10 protein-coding genes and 2 riboswitches are annotated in these 16,594 nt (G+C 62.8%); of the genes, 5 read left to right on the forward strand and 5 right to left on the reverse strand.

Features of this window, described 5'->3' with window-relative positions:
* Nucleotides 1–47: 47 nt before the first annotated feature.
* Both cobN and cobW read right to left on the reverse strand, forming a co-directional pair.
* Nucleotides 48–3,812, reverse strand: coding sequence for a cobaltochelatase subunit CobN (gene cobN, locus M1E04_RS14335; RefSeq protein ID WP_456291551.1), 3,765 nt, complete (start codon nt 3,810–3,812; stop codon nt 48–50).
* 2 nt (nt 3,813–3,814) lie between these two features.
* Nucleotides 3,815–4,888 carry a cobalamin biosynthesis protein CobW gene (cobW, locus tag M1E04_RS14340; RefSeq protein ID WP_065991429.1) on the reverse strand — a complete coding sequence of 358 codons (1,074 nt, stop codon included), beginning with the start codon at nt 4,886–4,888 and terminating at the stop codon, nt 3,815–3,817.
* A 127-nt stretch (nt 4,889–5,015) separates the two neighbouring features.
* Nucleotides 5,016–5,240: riboswitch (cobalamin riboswitch) on the reverse strand.
* 125 nt (nt 5,241–5,365) lie between these two features.
* Nucleotides 5,366–5,598, forward strand: a riboswitch (cobalamin riboswitch).
* A gap of 97 nt (nt 5,599–5,695) precedes the next feature.
* Here cobW and M1E04_RS14345 point away from each other — a divergent pair.
* The 4 genes from M1E04_RS14345 to cobM all read left to right on the forward strand — a co-directional run bounded on the left by M1E04_RS14345 (nt 5,696) and on the right by cobM (nt 8,338).
* Nucleotides 5,696–5,905, forward strand: a complete 210-nt coding sequence (locus tag M1E04_RS14345) for a CbtB domain-containing protein (protein WP_192135665.1) — start codon at nt 5,696–5,698, stop codon at nt 5,903–5,905.
* Nucleotides 5,906–5,916: 11 nt separating this feature from the next.
* Nucleotides 5,917–6,636, forward strand: a complete 720-nt coding sequence (locus M1E04_RS14350; RefSeq protein ID WP_192135666.1) for a CbtA family protein — start codon at nt 5,917–5,919, stop codon at nt 6,634–6,636.
* A gap of 2 nt (nt 6,637–6,638) precedes the next feature.
* Nucleotides 6,639–7,073, forward strand: a complete 435-nt coding sequence (locus tag M1E04_RS14355) for a cobalamin biosynthesis protein (protein WP_065991729.1) — start codon at nt 6,639–6,641, stop codon at nt 7,071–7,073.
* Between the two features lie 518 nt (nt 7,074–7,591).
* The gene (gene cobM, locus M1E04_RS14360; protein ID WP_192135668.1) at nt 7,592–8,338 is read left to right on the forward strand and encodes a precorrin-4 C(11)-methyltransferase; all 747 of its coding nucleotides are present in this window, start codon (nt 7,592–7,594) and stop codon (nt 8,336–8,338) included.
* Nucleotides 8,339–8,417: 79 nt separating this feature from the next.
* Here the strand turns inward: cobM and nfuA are convergent, their stop codons facing one another.
* The 3 genes from nfuA to M1E04_RS14375 all read right to left on the reverse strand — a co-directional run bounded on the left by nfuA (nt 8,418) and on the right by M1E04_RS14375 (nt 12,668).
* Complete coding sequence (gene nfuA / locus M1E04_RS14365; protein WP_065991425.1) at nt 8,418–9,011, reverse strand: Fe-S biogenesis protein NfuA; 594 nt, start codon at nt 9,009–9,011, stop codon at nt 8,418–8,420.
* 105 nt (nt 9,012–9,116) lie between these two features.
* Nucleotides 9,117–10,136 (reverse strand): acyltransferase family protein, encoded by a 1,020-nt coding sequence (locus tag M1E04_RS14370; protein WP_065991424.1) that lies wholly within the window; start codon nt 10,134–10,136, stop codon nt 9,117–9,119.
* A 231-nt stretch (nt 10,137–10,367) separates the two neighbouring features.
* Nucleotides 10,368–12,668, reverse strand: a complete 2,301-nt coding sequence (locus tag M1E04_RS14375) for a fatty acid cis/trans isomerase (RefSeq protein ID WP_456291552.1) — start codon at nt 12,666–12,668, stop codon at nt 10,368–10,370.
* Nucleotides 12,669–12,838: 170 nt separating this feature from the next.
* On the opposite strand from M1E04_RS14375, the gene metH reads away from it, so the two are divergent.
* The gene (gene metH, locus M1E04_RS14380) at nt 12,839–16,549 is read left to right on the forward strand and encodes a methionine synthase (RefSeq protein WP_456291553.1); all 3,711 of its coding nucleotides are present in this window, start codon (nt 12,839–12,841) and stop codon (nt 16,547–16,549) included.
* Nucleotides 16,550–16,594: the final 45 nt, after the last annotated feature.

Below are 16,594 nucleotides of genomic sequence, written 5' to 3' on the forward strand. Positions count from 1 at the left end.
GCCGGTCACGCGCCTTTGCAGACTGCCCGGCAGGCGCTCTTCCAGGGTCATGACTCTTCGATGTCCAGCAACAGGTTCTCCAGCGCTTCGCGGTACTCGCCCGGTTCCTGCCACAAGCCGCGCTGCTGCGCTTCGAGCATGCGCTCGGTCATGTCCCGCAACGCGTCAGGGTTGTGCTGCTGGATGAAATCGCGGGTCGAGGCGTCCAGCAGATAGGCATCGGCCAGCAGCGCATATTGGTGATCGTCGATCAGCTCGGTGGTGGCGTCGAAGGCGAACAGGAAATCCACCGTCGCCGCCATCTCGAACGCGCCCTTGTAGCCGTGGCGTTTGACCCCTTCGATCCACTTTGGATTGGCCGCCCGCGAGCGCACCACCCGGTTGAGTTCTTCCTTGAGCGTGCGGATCTTCGGCAGATCGGGCTGGCTGTGGTCGCCGTGGTAACTGGCGACTTTTGCGCCGGACAGGCTTTCCACCGCCGCCAGCATGCCACCCTGGAACTGGTAGTAATCGTTGGAATCGAGCAGGTCGTGTTCGCGGTTGTCCTGATTCTGCAGCACCGCCTGGACCTGGCTGAGCCGCTTGGCAAAACCGTCACGGGCGGGCGTGCCTTCGTCGCTGCCGCCGTAGGCGTAGCCGCCCCAGTTCAGGTAAACCTCGGCAAGGTCTTCGCGGCTCTGCCACAAGCGTCCGTCGATAGCGTTCTGCACCCCCGCGCCATACGCTCCCGGCTTGGCGCCGAAGACGCGCCAGCCGGCCTGCTTCGCCGCTTGCTCGGCATCCAGGCCGTCGCGCAGCAATTGCTCGCGCTCCTGGCGCACGCGGGCGGCCAGCGGGTTCATGTCATCGGGCTCGTCCAGTGCTGCAACGGCCTGCACCGCCGCATCGAACAAGCGGATGAGGTTGGCGAACGCATCACGAAAGAACCCGGAAACCCGCAGGGTCACGTCAACCCGAGGCCGATCAAGCAGGCTCAGGGGCAGGATTTCGAAATCATCGACGCGCTGACTGCCCGTCGCCCACACCGGCCGCACGCCCATCAGGGCCATGGCCTGGGCGATGTCGTCACCGCCAGTGCGCATGGTTGCCGTGCCCCAGACCGACAGCCCAAGCTGACGTAAATAATCACCATGGTCCTGTAAGTGCCTCTCCAGCAACAGATTGGCTGACTGGAAGCCAATGCGCCAGGCGGTCATGGTCGGCAGGTTACGGACGTCGACAGAGAAGAAATTGCGCCCGGTGGGCAGCACGTCCAGCCGGCCACGACTGGGGGCGCCGCTCGGGCCGGCGGGGACAAAGCGTCCGCTCAGCGCGCCAAGGAGGTTGGCCATCTCGGCCGGACCGCACGCGTCAAGGCGCGGAATCACTACCTCATGCAAAGACTCAACAACCTGCGACAAGCCTTTGTTTTCAAAGCTATTGATCACCTCGACTCCAGCGGCAACCTGCTCAATCATCTGCGCAGCCAGCAGCTCCAGTCGCTCGCGGGTGTCACCCGTGGTACGCCAGGGTTCAGCGCTGACCTCATGTAATACCTGAGGTTTATCGCCGGTCCACGGCGCGCCGAGGTCACAGTCCAGCGGGTCGAAATCCAGCGCCAGCGCCTGACTCAAGGCGCGCAACAGGCTCGCCTGACCGCCGCGACCATCACCGCGAGGCACGCGCACCATCGCCAGCAGCGTTTCGATGCGCAGCCGGCCCGTGGGCGACTCGCCGAACACGTGCAGCCCGTCGCGGATCTGCGATTCCTTCAGGTCACACAGATAGGTGTCCAGACGCGGCAGCCACACGGCGGCGTCTTCGTCGCTATTGGCATCCCCGTCCATCGACAGTTCGCGGTCGATATGGGTCTCGCGCACCAGCCTGAGAATATCTTTCTGCAGCTCACGGGCACGGCGCGGATCGAGCAGTTGCGCTTCGTAATATTCGTCTGCCAGCAGTTCAAGGTCGCGCAACGGACCGTAGGTTTCGGCGCGGGTCAGCGGCGGCATCAAGTGATCGATGATCACCGCCTGGGTGCGGCGCTTGGCCTGGGCGCCCTCGCCCGGATCGTTGACGATGAACGGGTAGATATTTGGCATCGGGCCGAGGATCGCATCCGGCCAGCAGTGCTCGGACAGACCGACGCCTTTGCCCGGCAGCCACTCCAGATTGCCGTGCTTGCCGACATGGATGACGGCGTGGGCGCCATAGCGTTTGCGCAGCCAGAAGTAGAACGCCAGGTAACCGTGGGGCGGCACCAGGTCGGGGTCGTGATACACCGCGCTGTGGTCCACGTTGTAGCCCCGCGCCGGTTGAATTCCGACGAAGGTCATGCCGAAACGCAAGCCGGCAATCATCATCCGCCCGTCGCGGCACATGGGATCGGTGTCAGGAGCGCCCCATCGCGCGATGACCGCATCGCGATTGGCCTCGGGCAATGCCTGAAACGCGGCCAGGTACTCGTCCATGGCCATGCTCTGGTGGCAAGGCCGCTGATCGAGGCTGTCCGGGTCATTGGTGACGCCGCCGAGCAAGGCATGAATCAGCGCTGTGCCCGATTCAGGCAGACCCTCGACCGGGTAACCCTCGGCCTGCATGGCGTTGAGGATGTTCAGCGCGGCGGCCGGCGTGTCGAGGCCGACGCCATTGCCAATGCGCCCGTCGCGTGTCGGGTAGTTGGCGAGAATCAGCGCCACACGCTTGTCAGTGTTGGCCGTACGGGCCAGCAGCACCCAGCGCCGGGCCAGTTCGGCGACGAAATCCATGCGTCCCGGCTGGGCGCGGTAGCAAACCACGTCGGACTGGCTGCGCTCGCTGTGCCAGGCCAGGTCCTTGAAGCTGATCGGCCGGCTGATGATGCGCCCGTCCAGTTCCGGCAACGCGATGTGCATGGCCAGATCCCGGGAGCCCAAGCCCTGTGCGCTGGCCTGCCAGGTCGGTTCGTTGTCCTGGGCGCAAATGGCCTGAATGACCGGGATATCCCGGCGAAACGGCCGCACGTCCGGCGCTTCCGGACTGGATTGAGCAAAGCCGGTGGTGTTGAGAATGACCTCGCAATCCACCTCATCGAGCCAGTCCTGCAGCGCGGTCATGCAACCGGCTTCCTTGAGGCTGGCGACCGCAATCGGCAACGGGTTCAAGCCCTGGGCCGACAAGCGCTCGCAGAACACATCAATGAAACCGGTGTTCGCCGCTTGCAGGTGGGAGCGATAGAACAGCACCGCAGCCACCGGCTGATCCGCGCGCCAGTCGGCCTGCCAGCGGGCCAGGTCGGCGTTGGGGTTCTGCGGGTGATAAATCACGGTGCGCGGCAGGGTTTGCGGCTCGGCCCAGGGATAGTCACCGCCCAGCCAGCGCGTGGCGATGAAGCTGAACAGCGATAGAGCGTTGTGCTTGCCGCCCTGGCGCAGGTAGTGCCAGAGCCGCTCGCGGTCTTCGGCGGATTCGGTGCTCAGGCCGCTCAGCTCGGGGTCCGGCCGATCACAGCCGGGCACCAGAATCAGCTTGACGCCTTTGGCCGCCAGTTCCACCAGCCGCTCGACGCCGTAACGCCAATAGCCGATGCCGCCGTGCAGGGAAATCAGGATGACTTTGGCGTGGCGAAGCACTTCGTCGACGTACAAATCCACCGAGGCATGGTTCTGCACCTGCATCGGATTGGCCAGGCGCAGGCTCGGGTAATCGTCCGGCAGTTGCTGCGCGACTTCAGCCAGCAACGCCAGGTTTGAGTCGGCGCTGCACAGGATCACCAGCTCGGCGGGCGTCTGGCCCAGGTCAGCGATGCTGTCGTCGGGAACGAAGCCGCCGGGCTGTGTACGCAGCAGGTGCATGGTTAGCCTTTGATCGCGGAAACGGCAGCGCGCAATTGCGCTTCAAGAACGCCCGCGTCCAGTTCCTGGCCGATCAGCACCAAGTGGGTTTCGCGGGTTTCGTCTGACTTCCAGGCGCGGTCGAAATGCTTGTCGAACCGGGTGCCGACGCCTTGCACCAGCAGGCGCATGGGTTTGCCGGGAATGGCGGCGAAGCCTTTGACCCGCAAGATGCCGTGCTGGACGACGGCCTGGGTCAGCGCGTCGAGCAACAGCGATTCATCGGCCTGGGGCAGCGTGATGGAGATCGAGTCGAAGGCGTCGTGGTCGTGATCATCCGGATCGTCGCCTTCGTGGTGATCGTGGTGGGTCTTGCGGCCATCGATGTGCAGCTCGGACTCAGCGCCCAGGCCCAGCAGCACACTGATCGGCAGCTGGCCCCGGTTCGCTTCGACGATCTTCACCGCTGGCGGCAGTTCTTCGGCGACTTCAGCGCGGACGGCGGCCAGTGCGTCCGCGTCGAGCATGTCGGCCTTGTTCAGCACGACGAGGTCGGCGCTTGCCAGTTGGTCGGCGAACAGCTCATGCAACGGCGATTCGTGGTCCAGGTTCGGGTCGAGTTTGCGCTGGGCGTCGACCTGATCCGGGAACGCAGCAAAGGTGCCGGCGACCACGGCTGGGCTGTCGACCACGGTGATCACGGCATCGACGGTGCAGGCGTTGCGGATTTCCGGCCACTGGAAGGCTTGCACCAGCGGCTTCGGCAGGGCCAGGCCCGAGGTTTCGATGAGGATGTGATCGAGGTCGCCGCGACGGGCGACCAGTTCCTGCATCACCGGGAAGAACTCTTCTTGAACGGTGCAGCACAGGCAGCCGTTGGCCAGTTCGTACACGCGACCGACGGCTTCTTCTTCCGAGCAGCCGATGGTGCATTGCTTGAGGATGTCGCCGTCGATGCCCAGCTCGCCGAACTCATTGACGATGACGGCAATGCGTCGGCCTTCGGCGTTGTCGAGCATGTGCCGCAGCAAGGTGGTTTTGCCCGAGCCGAGAAAGCCGGTGACGATGGTGACGGGGAGTTTGGCCAGTGTTTTCATCGGTTGCCCTCAGGCATGCGGCGGGGCAACGAGGACGAAAACAGCGCAGGCCGGCAGAAACAGGCGCGCGGTTCGATTCGCCACCGGATCACCCCGCCCGGTTGTAGTGGAATTCCTCGGCCGCTCGCAGGCGGTCCGATTCGAGGCAGGTCTCCTGGCTCACGGCGGCCGGTCGCTGACAGGCATCGTCAGGCGACTGGCATTCATTGCGCCTTCCCGCTCGCGCAGTGGCTGTGCAATGAAGCGGTCCGTTTACAGTTGCGGGGGCAGCTGCGGCGTGAAACCGCATTCCCTTCTTAGCGCCGGTGGCTTTCATAAAAGCGGCCAGCGAACCTCAAGTGCGCAAGGCTACGCAGTGACCGCAGGCCGGTCAATCGCGCCGTTGCAATGATTGCCGCGCCAATTGACGCACCGATCACTGCATCGATTGACTTGCCGACTGACGGGTCGATTGACGCGCCAAACAGCCCGTGGTCTCCTACACACCTTGTTACGGGTGCCCTTCACAGGGTGAAACGGGAAACCGGTGCGTGCAGACCTTCGGGTGTGCATCAGTCCGGTGCTGCCCCCGCAACGGTAAGCGAGTGAAGAGTCAGATCCACTGTGTCCACAGCGATATGGGAAGGCGATTCTTGAAGGCGCGACGGCTGTGAAGGCTGTTACATGTGCCCCTCGTGAGCCCGGAGACCGGCCCGACAACGTTACATAACAACCCGCGGTGGGCGGGCGCTGTTGAGCACTGCCGGAATTGGCCTGCGGTGTCTTCGCGCCTTTCCGTCCGCTGAATCCACATCAGAGGGAAGCGCCATGTCCACCAGCACACCCCGCCAGACGTCCGGCACCACCACACACACCACGACGGCCGTTGCGAGCACGCAAAGCCAGCGCCTTGTCGCCGCCGTCAGCGCGATGTTTCTCGGTGTGTTTCTGGTGTACTTCGCCGGCTTCTCCCACATCGATGCGGTGCATAACGCGGCACACGACACCCGTCACAGCTCCGCCTTCCCTTGCCATTGAGACCCGCCGCCATGTTCAAGCGAATCGCGCAAACGGCCGGGTTCACCGGACTGCTGGCCGCCCTGTTGTTGACGTTGCTGCAGAGCTTCTCGGTGGCGCCGCTTATTCTGCAGGCGGAGACCTACGAGAAGGCGCCCGCCGTCGAGATGCATGAGCACGCCGACGACGCCATGGCGGCTCATGTCCATAACGAAGAAGCCTGGGAGCCGGAAGATGGCTGGCAGCGCGTGCTGTCCACCACCGGCGGCAATCTGGTGGTCGCGGTCGGTTTCGCCTTGATGCTGGCGGCGCTGTACACCCTGCGCACGCCGGCAAGTACGCGCGAAGGGGTGCTGTGGGGATTGGCCGGTTATGCGGTGTTTGTGCTGGCGCCGACCCTCGGTCTGCCGCCCGAGCTGCCCGGCACCGTCGCGGCGGACCTGACCCAACGACAGATCTGGTGGGTCGGCACCGCTGCGTCCACGGCTGCGGGCCTGGCGCTGATGGTATTTGCCAGACACTGGCTGCTGAAGGTCATGGGCGCGGTGATTCTGGTGGTGCCGCACATGGTCGGCGCGCCGCAACCGGCGGTCCATTCGGCACTGGCGCCGGAAGCCCTTGAAGCGCAGTTCAAGATTGCGTCGCTGCTGACCAATGCCGCGTTCTGGATCGCCCTGGGCTGGATCAGCGCCTGGCTGTTTCGTCGCAGTGAAACGCCTGCGGCGCACACGGGTTTGAACCCCGCGCTTTGACCGTGAATGACTCGTGCGACCGACCGCTGTGGGTGGTCGGCCTGGGCTGCCAGCGCGGATGCTCGGCGCTGGAGCTTCGGCAACTGATAGAGGATGGTTTGCGGGAGTGTCAGCTGGCCCCGGCAGACATTGCTGCCCTGGCGTCGATTGATGGCAAAGCCGATGAAGCGGGGTTGCTGGAACTGGGTCATGGGCTGGGCCTGACGGTCGGGTTCTTCAGCGCAGGTGACCTGGCGGCTTACGAGGATCAGCTCAGCCATCGATCCGAGATCGCTTTTGAACGCACGGGCTGCTACGGCGTGGCGGAAAGCGCCGCGTTGGCCATGGTGACGCGGTTGACCGGCTCGCCAGCGACATTGGTCATCCCCCGCCGAAAAAGCCCCCACGCGACATTTGCATTGGCAACCGCAACCGGCAGGGCGAGCGCAACCTCTTAGGACCGGCTCAAATTGTAGGACCGGCTTCAGCCGAGAAAGCGTCAAGCGTCACACTGCAAATATGAGGGTGTACATGCAGGCCCCTTCCCGGCTGAAGCCGGTCCCACGGACACACCGCGTACCCTCGTAGGACCGGCTTCAGCCGGGAAAGCGTCAAGCGTCACACTGCAAATATGAGGGTGTACATGCAGGCCCCTTCCCGGCTAAAGCCGGTCCCACGGACACACCGCGTACCCTCGTAGGACCGGCTTCAGCCGGGAAAGCGTCAAGCGTCACACTGCAAATATGAGGGTGTACATGCAGGCCCCTTCCCGGCTAAAGCCGGTCCCACGGACACACCGCGGACCCTCGTAGGACCGGCTTCAGCCGGGAAAGCGTCAAGCGTCACGCTGCAAATATGAGGGTGTACATGCAGGCCCCTTACCGGCTAAAGCCGGTCCTACAGAAGTAGGCCGCGTGCATTCAGCGACAAGCATCCGGCGAACCATCGTTCAAATGAATTCCAATCAGGACACCCCATGACCGTTTTTTTCATCGGCGCCGGCCCCGGCGATCCAGACCTGATCACTGTCAAAGGCCAGCGGCTGATCCGCTCCTGCCCGGTTATTATCTACGCCGGCTCGCTGGTGCCTGAGGCGGTGCTGGAGGGGCATCAGGCGATTCAGGTGACCAACAGCGCTTCACTGCACCTGGAGCAGATCATCGAGCTGATGAAATCCGCTCATGCACAAGGCCATGACGTAGCGCGGGTTCATTCCGGCGATCCGAGTCTCTATGGCGCGATCGGCGAGCAAATCCGTTGCCTGCGCGCGCTGCAGATCCCCTTCGAAATCATCCCCGGCGTCACCGCCACCGCTGCGTGCGCCGCGCTGTTGGGCACCGAGCTGACGCTGCCGGACATTTCCCAGAGCGTGATCCTGACCCGCTACGCCGACAAAACCGACATGCCCGAAGGCGAAAGTCTCGGCGATCTGGCGCGGCATCAAGCGACCATGGCGATTCATCTGGGGGTCAATAACCTGGGCAAGATCGTCGCCGAGCTGACACCGCACTATGGCGCGGACTGCCCCATTGCCGTGGTGCATCGCGCCAGTTGGCCGGACCAGGACTGGGTCACTGGCACACTGGCGAACATCGAGGAAAAGGTGCGGATCAAGGGATTCCGCCGCACCGCGCTGATTCTGGTAGGCAGAGTGCTGGGCAACGACGTGTTCAGCGAATCCTCGCTGTATCGCGCCGGCCACGCCCATGTGTTCAGGCCTTAGCCTGCGCCCGTCACGCTTACCGAGCGCCCATAAAAAAGCCCCGAACGCATCGGGGCCTTGCCTGCAACACAATCACTTCTCAGTAATACGCGTTTTCTTTCTGGGTGTGGTCGGTCACGTCACGCACACCGGTCAGCTCGGGGATGCGCTCCAGCAGCGTGCGCTCGATGCCTTCCTTCAGCGTCACGTCCGCCTGACCACAACCCTGGCAACCACCGCCGAACTGAAGAATGGCGACGTTCGCCTCCTCCTCTTCAACAACCTCGATCAAGGTGACCTGCCCACCATGACTGGCGAGACCCGGGTTGATCTCGGTTTGCAGGTAGTAATTGATGCGTTCGTTGATCGGGCTGTCGGCGTTGACCATCGGCACTTTGGCGTTAGGCGCCTTGATGGTCAGCTGGCCGCCCATGCGATCGGTGGCGTAATCGACAACGGCGTCGTCCAGAAACGCTTCGCTGAACGCGTCGATCCAGGCGGTGAAGCTTTTCAGGCCGATGGCCGTGTCTTCGGGTTTTTCTTCGCCTGGCTTGCAGTAGGCAATGCAGGTTTCAGCGTATTGGGTGCCAGGCTGGGTAATAAACACGCGGATGCCGATGCCGGGCGTGTTCTGCTTTTCCAGCAGATCGGCCAGGTAATCGTGGGCGGCATCGGTAATCGTAATAGCGGTCATGAAAATTCCTCGCAGACGTGGGGCGCAGTTTACGCCAATCAACTGCGCCTGACAAAGCCCTAGTGTTTTAGTCGGGTAAGTGACCCGACCGCTACCCAGTGTCTGTCAGGACAGCGCCGCCTCCTTGCTTGCCCGTCTCTGGTCCAGCCAGCCTTTCATGCGGCGGTACAAGCCCTTCTCGATCCATTCATAACTGAGCCACGCGCCGAGCGCGATGACCGGTACGCACACCGCAAACACCAGATACGGGTTCAGGCCGTAACGCTCACTGACCAGCCATCCCGCATACAGCACCAGCACGTGGAGCAAGTACACCGAATACGAGCAGTCGCCCATGGTCTTGAGCAGGCGATAGTTGCGCAGATAGGGTTCGAGGGAGATGCAGGCGACCACGATCACCGCGCTCGGCAGACCCCAGTTGATGATGCGCGGCGCCGGTTGCAGATGGTCGATGGTGAACAGCGCAGCGCCAATGGCCAGCAACGGCAGCCACAACCGCTCACTGATCCAGCCCCGGCGATACATCACACCCACGAAAATGCCGAGCAGGAACTCATAGACGATGTCATTGGCGTAGAACCGGCTGACCAGCCCCGAACGACCCAGCACGTCGGTGATGGCAAACAGCGCCGCTGCGAGAATCAACGGGCGCAGACGCTGTTGGAACAGGAACACCATCGAGAACAGCACGTAGAACAGCATTTCGTAGTTAAGCGTCCAGCCCACGTTGAGGGTGGGATAGAGGCCGTAGCCGCCCGGGTTTTCCGAGGGGATGAACAACAGCGACAGCACAAAGCTTTGCCAGTCGACGACTTGGTGGGGCAGCAGCGGCTGAGCGACAACCACCAGCAGGCCCATCACCAGGGTGTACAGCCAATACGCCGGGACGATGCGAATGACACGGTTGAGCATGAAGCGGCCGGCGGGAATGTCCTTGTCTACGGTTGACAGGTAGATGACCAGACCGCTGATGACGAAAAAAATGTCGACGCCAACGGCGCCTTTCTCAGTGAAAAAACGGCCGACCGGCCCACTCGGATGGAAGTCGAAAAAAATCTGCATGAAGTGGTGACACACAACAGCCCACGCGGCGAGTGCCCGCAGGGCCTGAACCGAAATCAACATCTGCAACCTCTTGCTTCGTCTGGATTGACCTTCGCTGCCACGCCCGAAAAGGCAAGGTGTCGAAGAGCGACTCCCAAGGTCGGACTTCATAAGTTGCGAAAAGGTTCGGCGTCACTGACGGGCTGCATAATGGCTGCGCGCCATGTATTACAAGGGTTTCTCTGTTTGAAGCAGCATCAGCGGGGCCAACGCTTAGTGTGAAGATTTTCTGCAGGGCGGCTCTCGGGCGGCTCAGAGATTCTCGTAGCGATTCATGTCCAAGACACCCGCCTCGCGCGGCTCGGTTTCCTGAAGGTAGCGGTCCAGGTCGTGGAAGTACGTCCAGAACAGCGGATGGCTGCGGCGCACGCCCCAGCGCTGGACGATAGCGTCGAACGCCTGCTTGTGATCGTGGGCCTGCTCCATTGCGTCAACGAACGCACCGACCTCGCTGGCCGGGACGTTGAACATGAAATTCGGGTAGCTGCTCAGCACACCCGGATAGATTGTCAGCGTGTCCAGACCGGGCTGGTAGCGGTAATCCTCGCCCATCAGAAAGGCGACGTTACTGTGGGCCCGGTTGCGCAGCATGCTGTAGACGATGCGTTTGCCGCTGCCATCCTGGATCCGCAGCATCGTCGCTTCCGGCAACTGGTGAATGACCTTTAGCCCCGCCGTCGGCCGCGACGTCAGCCGGCTCAATGTCTGCTCCACCTCGCTGAACACCGGGTCCAGTCCCTCACGCGAACAGTAGGCGCCGTCGCAGCGATTGATCGGGTCCGGCGTCACGTTCAAGGTGCCCGCACGCTCGATCAACTTGCGCTCGAAGTCACGCTTGGGGTTGTTCTCATCGAGTGTCAGGCCGCTCGGGGTGTCATCGTCGATGGCCTGGTAATCCAGCCACATCTTTAATTTGCCGCCGTTCTGGTACCAGTCGCCGAGGATGTCATCGCGCTTGTCGGCCGGCATCAGGCGCAAGAAGTTGACCTCGGCGCCGTTGCGGATCAGGTCGAAATACAAGCGCGTCTGCACCTGATGGGAGACGTTGCCGTAGACGTCGAAATTGACCGCCAACTGGTAATAGGTGCGCTCCAGCAAGGGGTAGTCGAACAGCCAGACGCTGTTGGGCAGCGCGCCAATCAGCCCTTTGTTCACCGAGGCGCTGTCGAAGTGGCGGAAGATGGTCAGCAGCGCGTTGTCGTTGCCCGCCCACAGCGTCGCCCAACCCGGCGGGGGCATGTGCGCGTAGGCATCGCTGCGCAGGTCTTCGTACTGATTGCGCTTGTCGCGGTAGTCGTGCCACAGGGTCAGCACGCTGCCGACGTCATCGTCCTGCCCCGGCATCGCCAGCAATGGCGTGGCCTTGGCCCGGTAGGCCGCGTCGGTGATGTAACGGTCGTGGTCGGGCGCTTGAAACAGCGCCCAGAAATGATCGCGAATCACATCCGTGGCGATCTCGCCCCGACACACCGGGCCGCGAATGAACGTGCGAACGAAGTATTCGGCATTGTCCAGCATGAACTGGTAGCGCGCGTCAGCGGGGATCTGCTTGAACGTTTCGAACGGATTGGCCCGATGCTGCGGGCCATAGCCGGGCAGCTCGGTGGCGTGCCAGGTGCCGCTGTAGAACAGTTGCTTGACCCGGGCCAGCTTCTGCGGGCCCATCGGGTAGGTGATGTGGGTCTTGTGGACGATGACGCCCTGCACCGGCATCAGGCGGTAATAGAAGGTGGTGCCAGGATCGTCGTCGGGACGGCGCGTGGCGATCAGGTCAACCGGCTGGCCGCTCGGCGTGCGCGAGCGCACCCACTGGAAGAAGTGCCCCGGCTCGCCGTCGCTGAAATACACGTGGGCCAGAAACAGGTGTTCGTACAGCCAACGGCCGACCAGCGCCTCGCTCGATCCGGGGCGATTGAGCAGGCGCTCCCATTCGGTGATCTGCGCCGCTTCGCCCGTACTCGGTTGCACCGGCGTCTGCTCCACGGGTGCCCCGGCTGCCAGCCAGCGTTGCAGCGTGCTGTATTGAGCGTCGGTGAGGCCGGTCACCGCCAGCGGCATGCCCTGCCCCGGACGCGCCGTGGCATAGGCGGCAAACTCGTTGGGCAACGGGCACATGTTCTGGCGGTTCAGGCCCAGCACGATGTCATCCGGCAGCCGCGCGTTGGGCACCAATGGCGCGCTGTGCCCGAACTCGAGCATCTTTGCCATCAGCGCCGCCTGGTTGCTCTGCCCGTCCAGCACTGAATAGAAGCCTTTCTTGCGCCAGGCGTCAGCGCCCTGCGCGTCGACGAAAATCCGGGTGGGGGCGACCGCCTTGCTGCGGTCGCCTTCGTAAACCGGCACCTTCGATGCACCGCGCAGCACACCTTCGCCGCTGCCCAGGTTCAGCTGACAGGCAGCGTCGTTGCAGGCGTGGCAGGCGACGCACTTCTCGGTGAAGATCGGCTGGATATCGCGGCTGTAGGAAATAGCCGGAGACTGAAGGGGTGACTGCGCGAACGCTGCACCGCAAAACAACAAGGCCAGGGAACTGGCGAGCACGCGATGCAACATGGAACGGGCGTCCTGAAAATGAATCGCCGGGATTCTACCGTTTGGCAGTGCCGCGTAACATGAACAGAATTCATGTAAATCCCGGAATGATTTAAATCCGTACAGGTTTGCTATTATTTCGCACCTTTCAGCGCCACCTTATTTCGTACTTCTTCATCCGGGTAACCTTCATGTCAGATCGCAGCGCGCGTCTTCAAGCACTCCAGCAGGCTCTTCAACAGCGAATCCTGATCCTTGATGGCGGCATGGGCACCATGATCCAGAGCTATCGGCTGGAGGAAGAAGACTACCGCGGCAAGCGTTTTGCCGACTGGCCGAGCGACATCAAGGGCAACAATGACCTGTTGATCCTGACCCGGCCTGACGTGATTGGTGCGATCGAGAAGGAATACCTCGACGCCGGTGCCGACATTCTCGAAACCAACACCTTCAACGCCACCCAAGTGTCCCAGGCTGACTACGGCATGGAAGCGCTGGTCTACGAACTGAACGTGGAAGGCGCGCGCCTGGCCCGCCAGGTCGCCGACGCCAAGACCCTGGAAACCCCCGACAAGCCTCGCTTCGTCGCCGGCGTGCTCGGCCCGACCAGCCGCACCTGCTCGCTGTCGCCGGACGTCAACAACCCCGGCTACCGCAACGTGACCTTCGACGAACTGGTGGAGAACTACACCGAAGCCACCAAAGGCCTGATCGAAGGCGGTGCGGACATGATCCTCATCGAAACCATCTTCGACACCCTCAACGCCAAAGCGGCGATCTTCGCGGTTCAGGGCGTGTTCGACGAGCTGGGCTTCGAGCTGCCGATCATGATTTCCGGCACCATCACCGACGCCTCCGGCCGCACCCTTTCCGGCCAGACCACCGAAGCGTTCTGGAACTCGGTACGTCACGCCAAGCCGATCTCTGTGGGCCTCAACTGTGCGCTGGGGGCCAGCGAGCTGCGGCCGTACCTGGAAGAGCTGTCGAACAAGGCCGAGACCCATGTTTCCGCGCACCCCAACGCCGGCCTGCCCAACGAATTCGGTGAGTACGACGAAGCCCCTGCTGAAATGGCCAAAGTCGTCGAAGAGTTCGCCCAGAGCGGATTCCTCAACATCGTCGGCGGTTGCTGCGGCACCACCCCGGCGCATATCAAGGCCATCGCCAACGCCGTCGCGCCCTATGCGCCGCGGCCGATTCCGGAGATTCCGAAGGCCTGCCGCCTGTCCGGTCTGGAGCCGTTCACCATCGATCGCAGCTCGCTGTTCGTCAACGTTGGCGAGCGCACCAACATCACCGGTTCTGCCCGGTTTGCCCGCCTGATCCGCGAAGACAACTACACCGAAGCCCTGGAAGTCGCCCTGCAGCAGGTCGAAGCCGGCGCCCAGGTGATCGACATCAACATGGACGAGGGCATGCTGGACTCGAAGAAGGCCATGGTGACCTTCCTCAACCTGATTGCCGGCGAGCCTGACATCTCCCGCGTGCCGATCATGATCGACTCCTCGAAATGGGAAGTCATCGAAGCCGGCCTCAAGTGCATTCAAGGCAAAGGCATCGTCAACTCGATCAGCATGAAAGAAGGCGTCGAGCAGTTCATCCATCACGCCAAGCTGTGCAAGCGCTACGGCGCGGCGGTGGTGGTGATGGCCTTCGACGAAGCCGGCCAGGCCGACACCGAGGCGCGCAAGAAGGAAATCTGCAAGCGCTCCTACGACATTCTGGTCAACGAAGTGGGCTTCCCGCCGGAAGACATCATTTTCGACCCGAACATCTTCGCCATCGCCACCGGCATCGAAGAGCACAACAACTACGCCGTCGACTTCATCAACGCCTGCGCCTACATCCGCGACGAACTGCCGTATGCGCTGACGTCGGGCGGCGTGTCCAACGTGTCGTTCTCGTTCCGGGGCAACAACCCCGTGCGCGAAGCGATTCACTCGGTGTTCCTGCTGTACGCGATCCGCAACGGCCTGACCATGGGCATCGTCAACGCCGGCCAGCTGGAGATCTACGACCAGATCCCGGCCCAGCTGCGCGACGCGGTGGAAGACGTGGTGCTCAACCGCACGCCGGAAGGTACCGACGCGCTGCTGGCCCTCGCCGACCAGTACAAAGGCGACGGCTCGGTCAAGGAAGCGGAAACCGAAGAGTGGCGCGGCTGGGAGGTCAACGAGCGCCTCAAGCACGCACTGGTCAAGGGCATCACCACGCACATCGTTGAAGACACCGAGTTGTCGCGCCAGTCCTTCAAGCGCCCGATCGAGGTCATCGAAGGCCCGTTGATGGCCGGCATGAACGTGGTCGGCGACCTGTTCGGCTCGGGCAAGATGTTCCTGCCGCAAGTGGTTAAGTCCGCCCGCGTGATGAAGCAGGCCGTGGCGCACTTGATTCCCTTCATTGAAGAAGAGAAAGGCGACAAGCCCGAGGCCAAGGGCAAGATTCTCATGGCGACGGTCAAGGGCGACGTCCATGACATCGGCAAGAACATCGTCGGTGTGGTGCTGGGCTGCAACGGCTACGACATCGTCGACCTCGGCGTGATGGTGCCGGCGGAGAAGATCCTGCAGGTCGCCCGCGAGCAGAAGTGCGACATCATCGGGCTGTCCGGCCTGATCACGCCCTCCCTGGACGAGATGGTTCACGTCGCCCGCGAGATGCAGCGTCAGGACTTCCACCTGCCGTTGATGATCGGCGGCGCGACCACCTCCAAAGCGCACACGGCGGTGAAGATCGAGCCCAAGTACAGCAACGACGCGGTGATTTACGTCACCGACGCCTCTCGCGCCGTGGGCGTGGCGACGCAGTTGCTGTCCAAGGAACTCAAAGCCGGCTTCATCGAGAAGACCCGCGCCGAATACGTGGAAGTGCGTGAGCGCACCTCCGCGCGCAGCGCCCGCACCGAGCGCCTGAGCTACGGCGCGGCCATCGCCAAGAAGCCGCAGTTCGACTGGGCCGCCTACCAGCCGGTGAAGCCGACGTTCACCGGGGTCAAGGTGCTGGAAGACATCGACCTGAACGTGCTGGTGGATTACATCGACTGGACGCCGTTCTTTATTTCCTGGGACCTGGCCGGCAAGTACCCGCGCATCCTCACCGACGAAGTGGTGGGCGAAGCGGCCACCTCGCTGTTCAAGGACGCCCAGGAGTTGCTGCTCAAACTGATCGACGAGAAGCTGATCCGCAGCCGCGCCGTGTTCGGCTTCTGGCCGGCCAATCAGGTTGACCACGACGACATTCAACTGCTCGACGATAACGGCGCGCCACTGGCCAAGCTGCATCACCTGCGCCAGCAGATCATCAAGACCGACGGCAAGCCGAATTTCTCCCTGGCCGATTTCGTCGCGCCCCAGGGCAGCGGCGTCACCGATTACGTCGGTGGCTTCATCACCACCGCCGGCATCGGCGCCGAAGAGGTGTCGAAGGCGTACCAGGACAAGGGCGACGACTACAACGCGATTATGGTCAAGGCATTGGCGGATCGTCTGGCCGAGGCCTGCGCAGAATGGCTGCACCAGCAGGTGCGCAAAGAGTATTGGGGTTATGCCCGCGACGAGCAGTTGGGCAACGACGAGCTGATCAAGGAGCAATACACCGGCATCCGCCCTGCCCCCGGCTACCCGGCCTGCCCGGATCACACCGAGAAAGGCGTGCTGTTCGACCTCCTCGACCCGGCCCAAGGCGACGGCAAACCCGGCGTCAGCGGCGTGTTTCTCACCGAGCACTACGCGATGTTCCCGGCAGCGGCGGTCAGCGGCTGGTACTTCGCCCACCCGCAGGCGCAGTACTTTGCCGTGGGGAAAGTGGACAAGGATCAGGTGGAAAGCTACACCGCGCGCAAGCAGCAGGATCTGAGCGTGACCGAACGCTGGCTGGCGCCGAACCTGGGGTATGACGAGTAATCACGGCCCAGTCATTTTCGGCTGAACTGGATTCGGCCACTGCAG

The organism is Pseudomonas sp. AK106 (assembly GCF_053903055.1).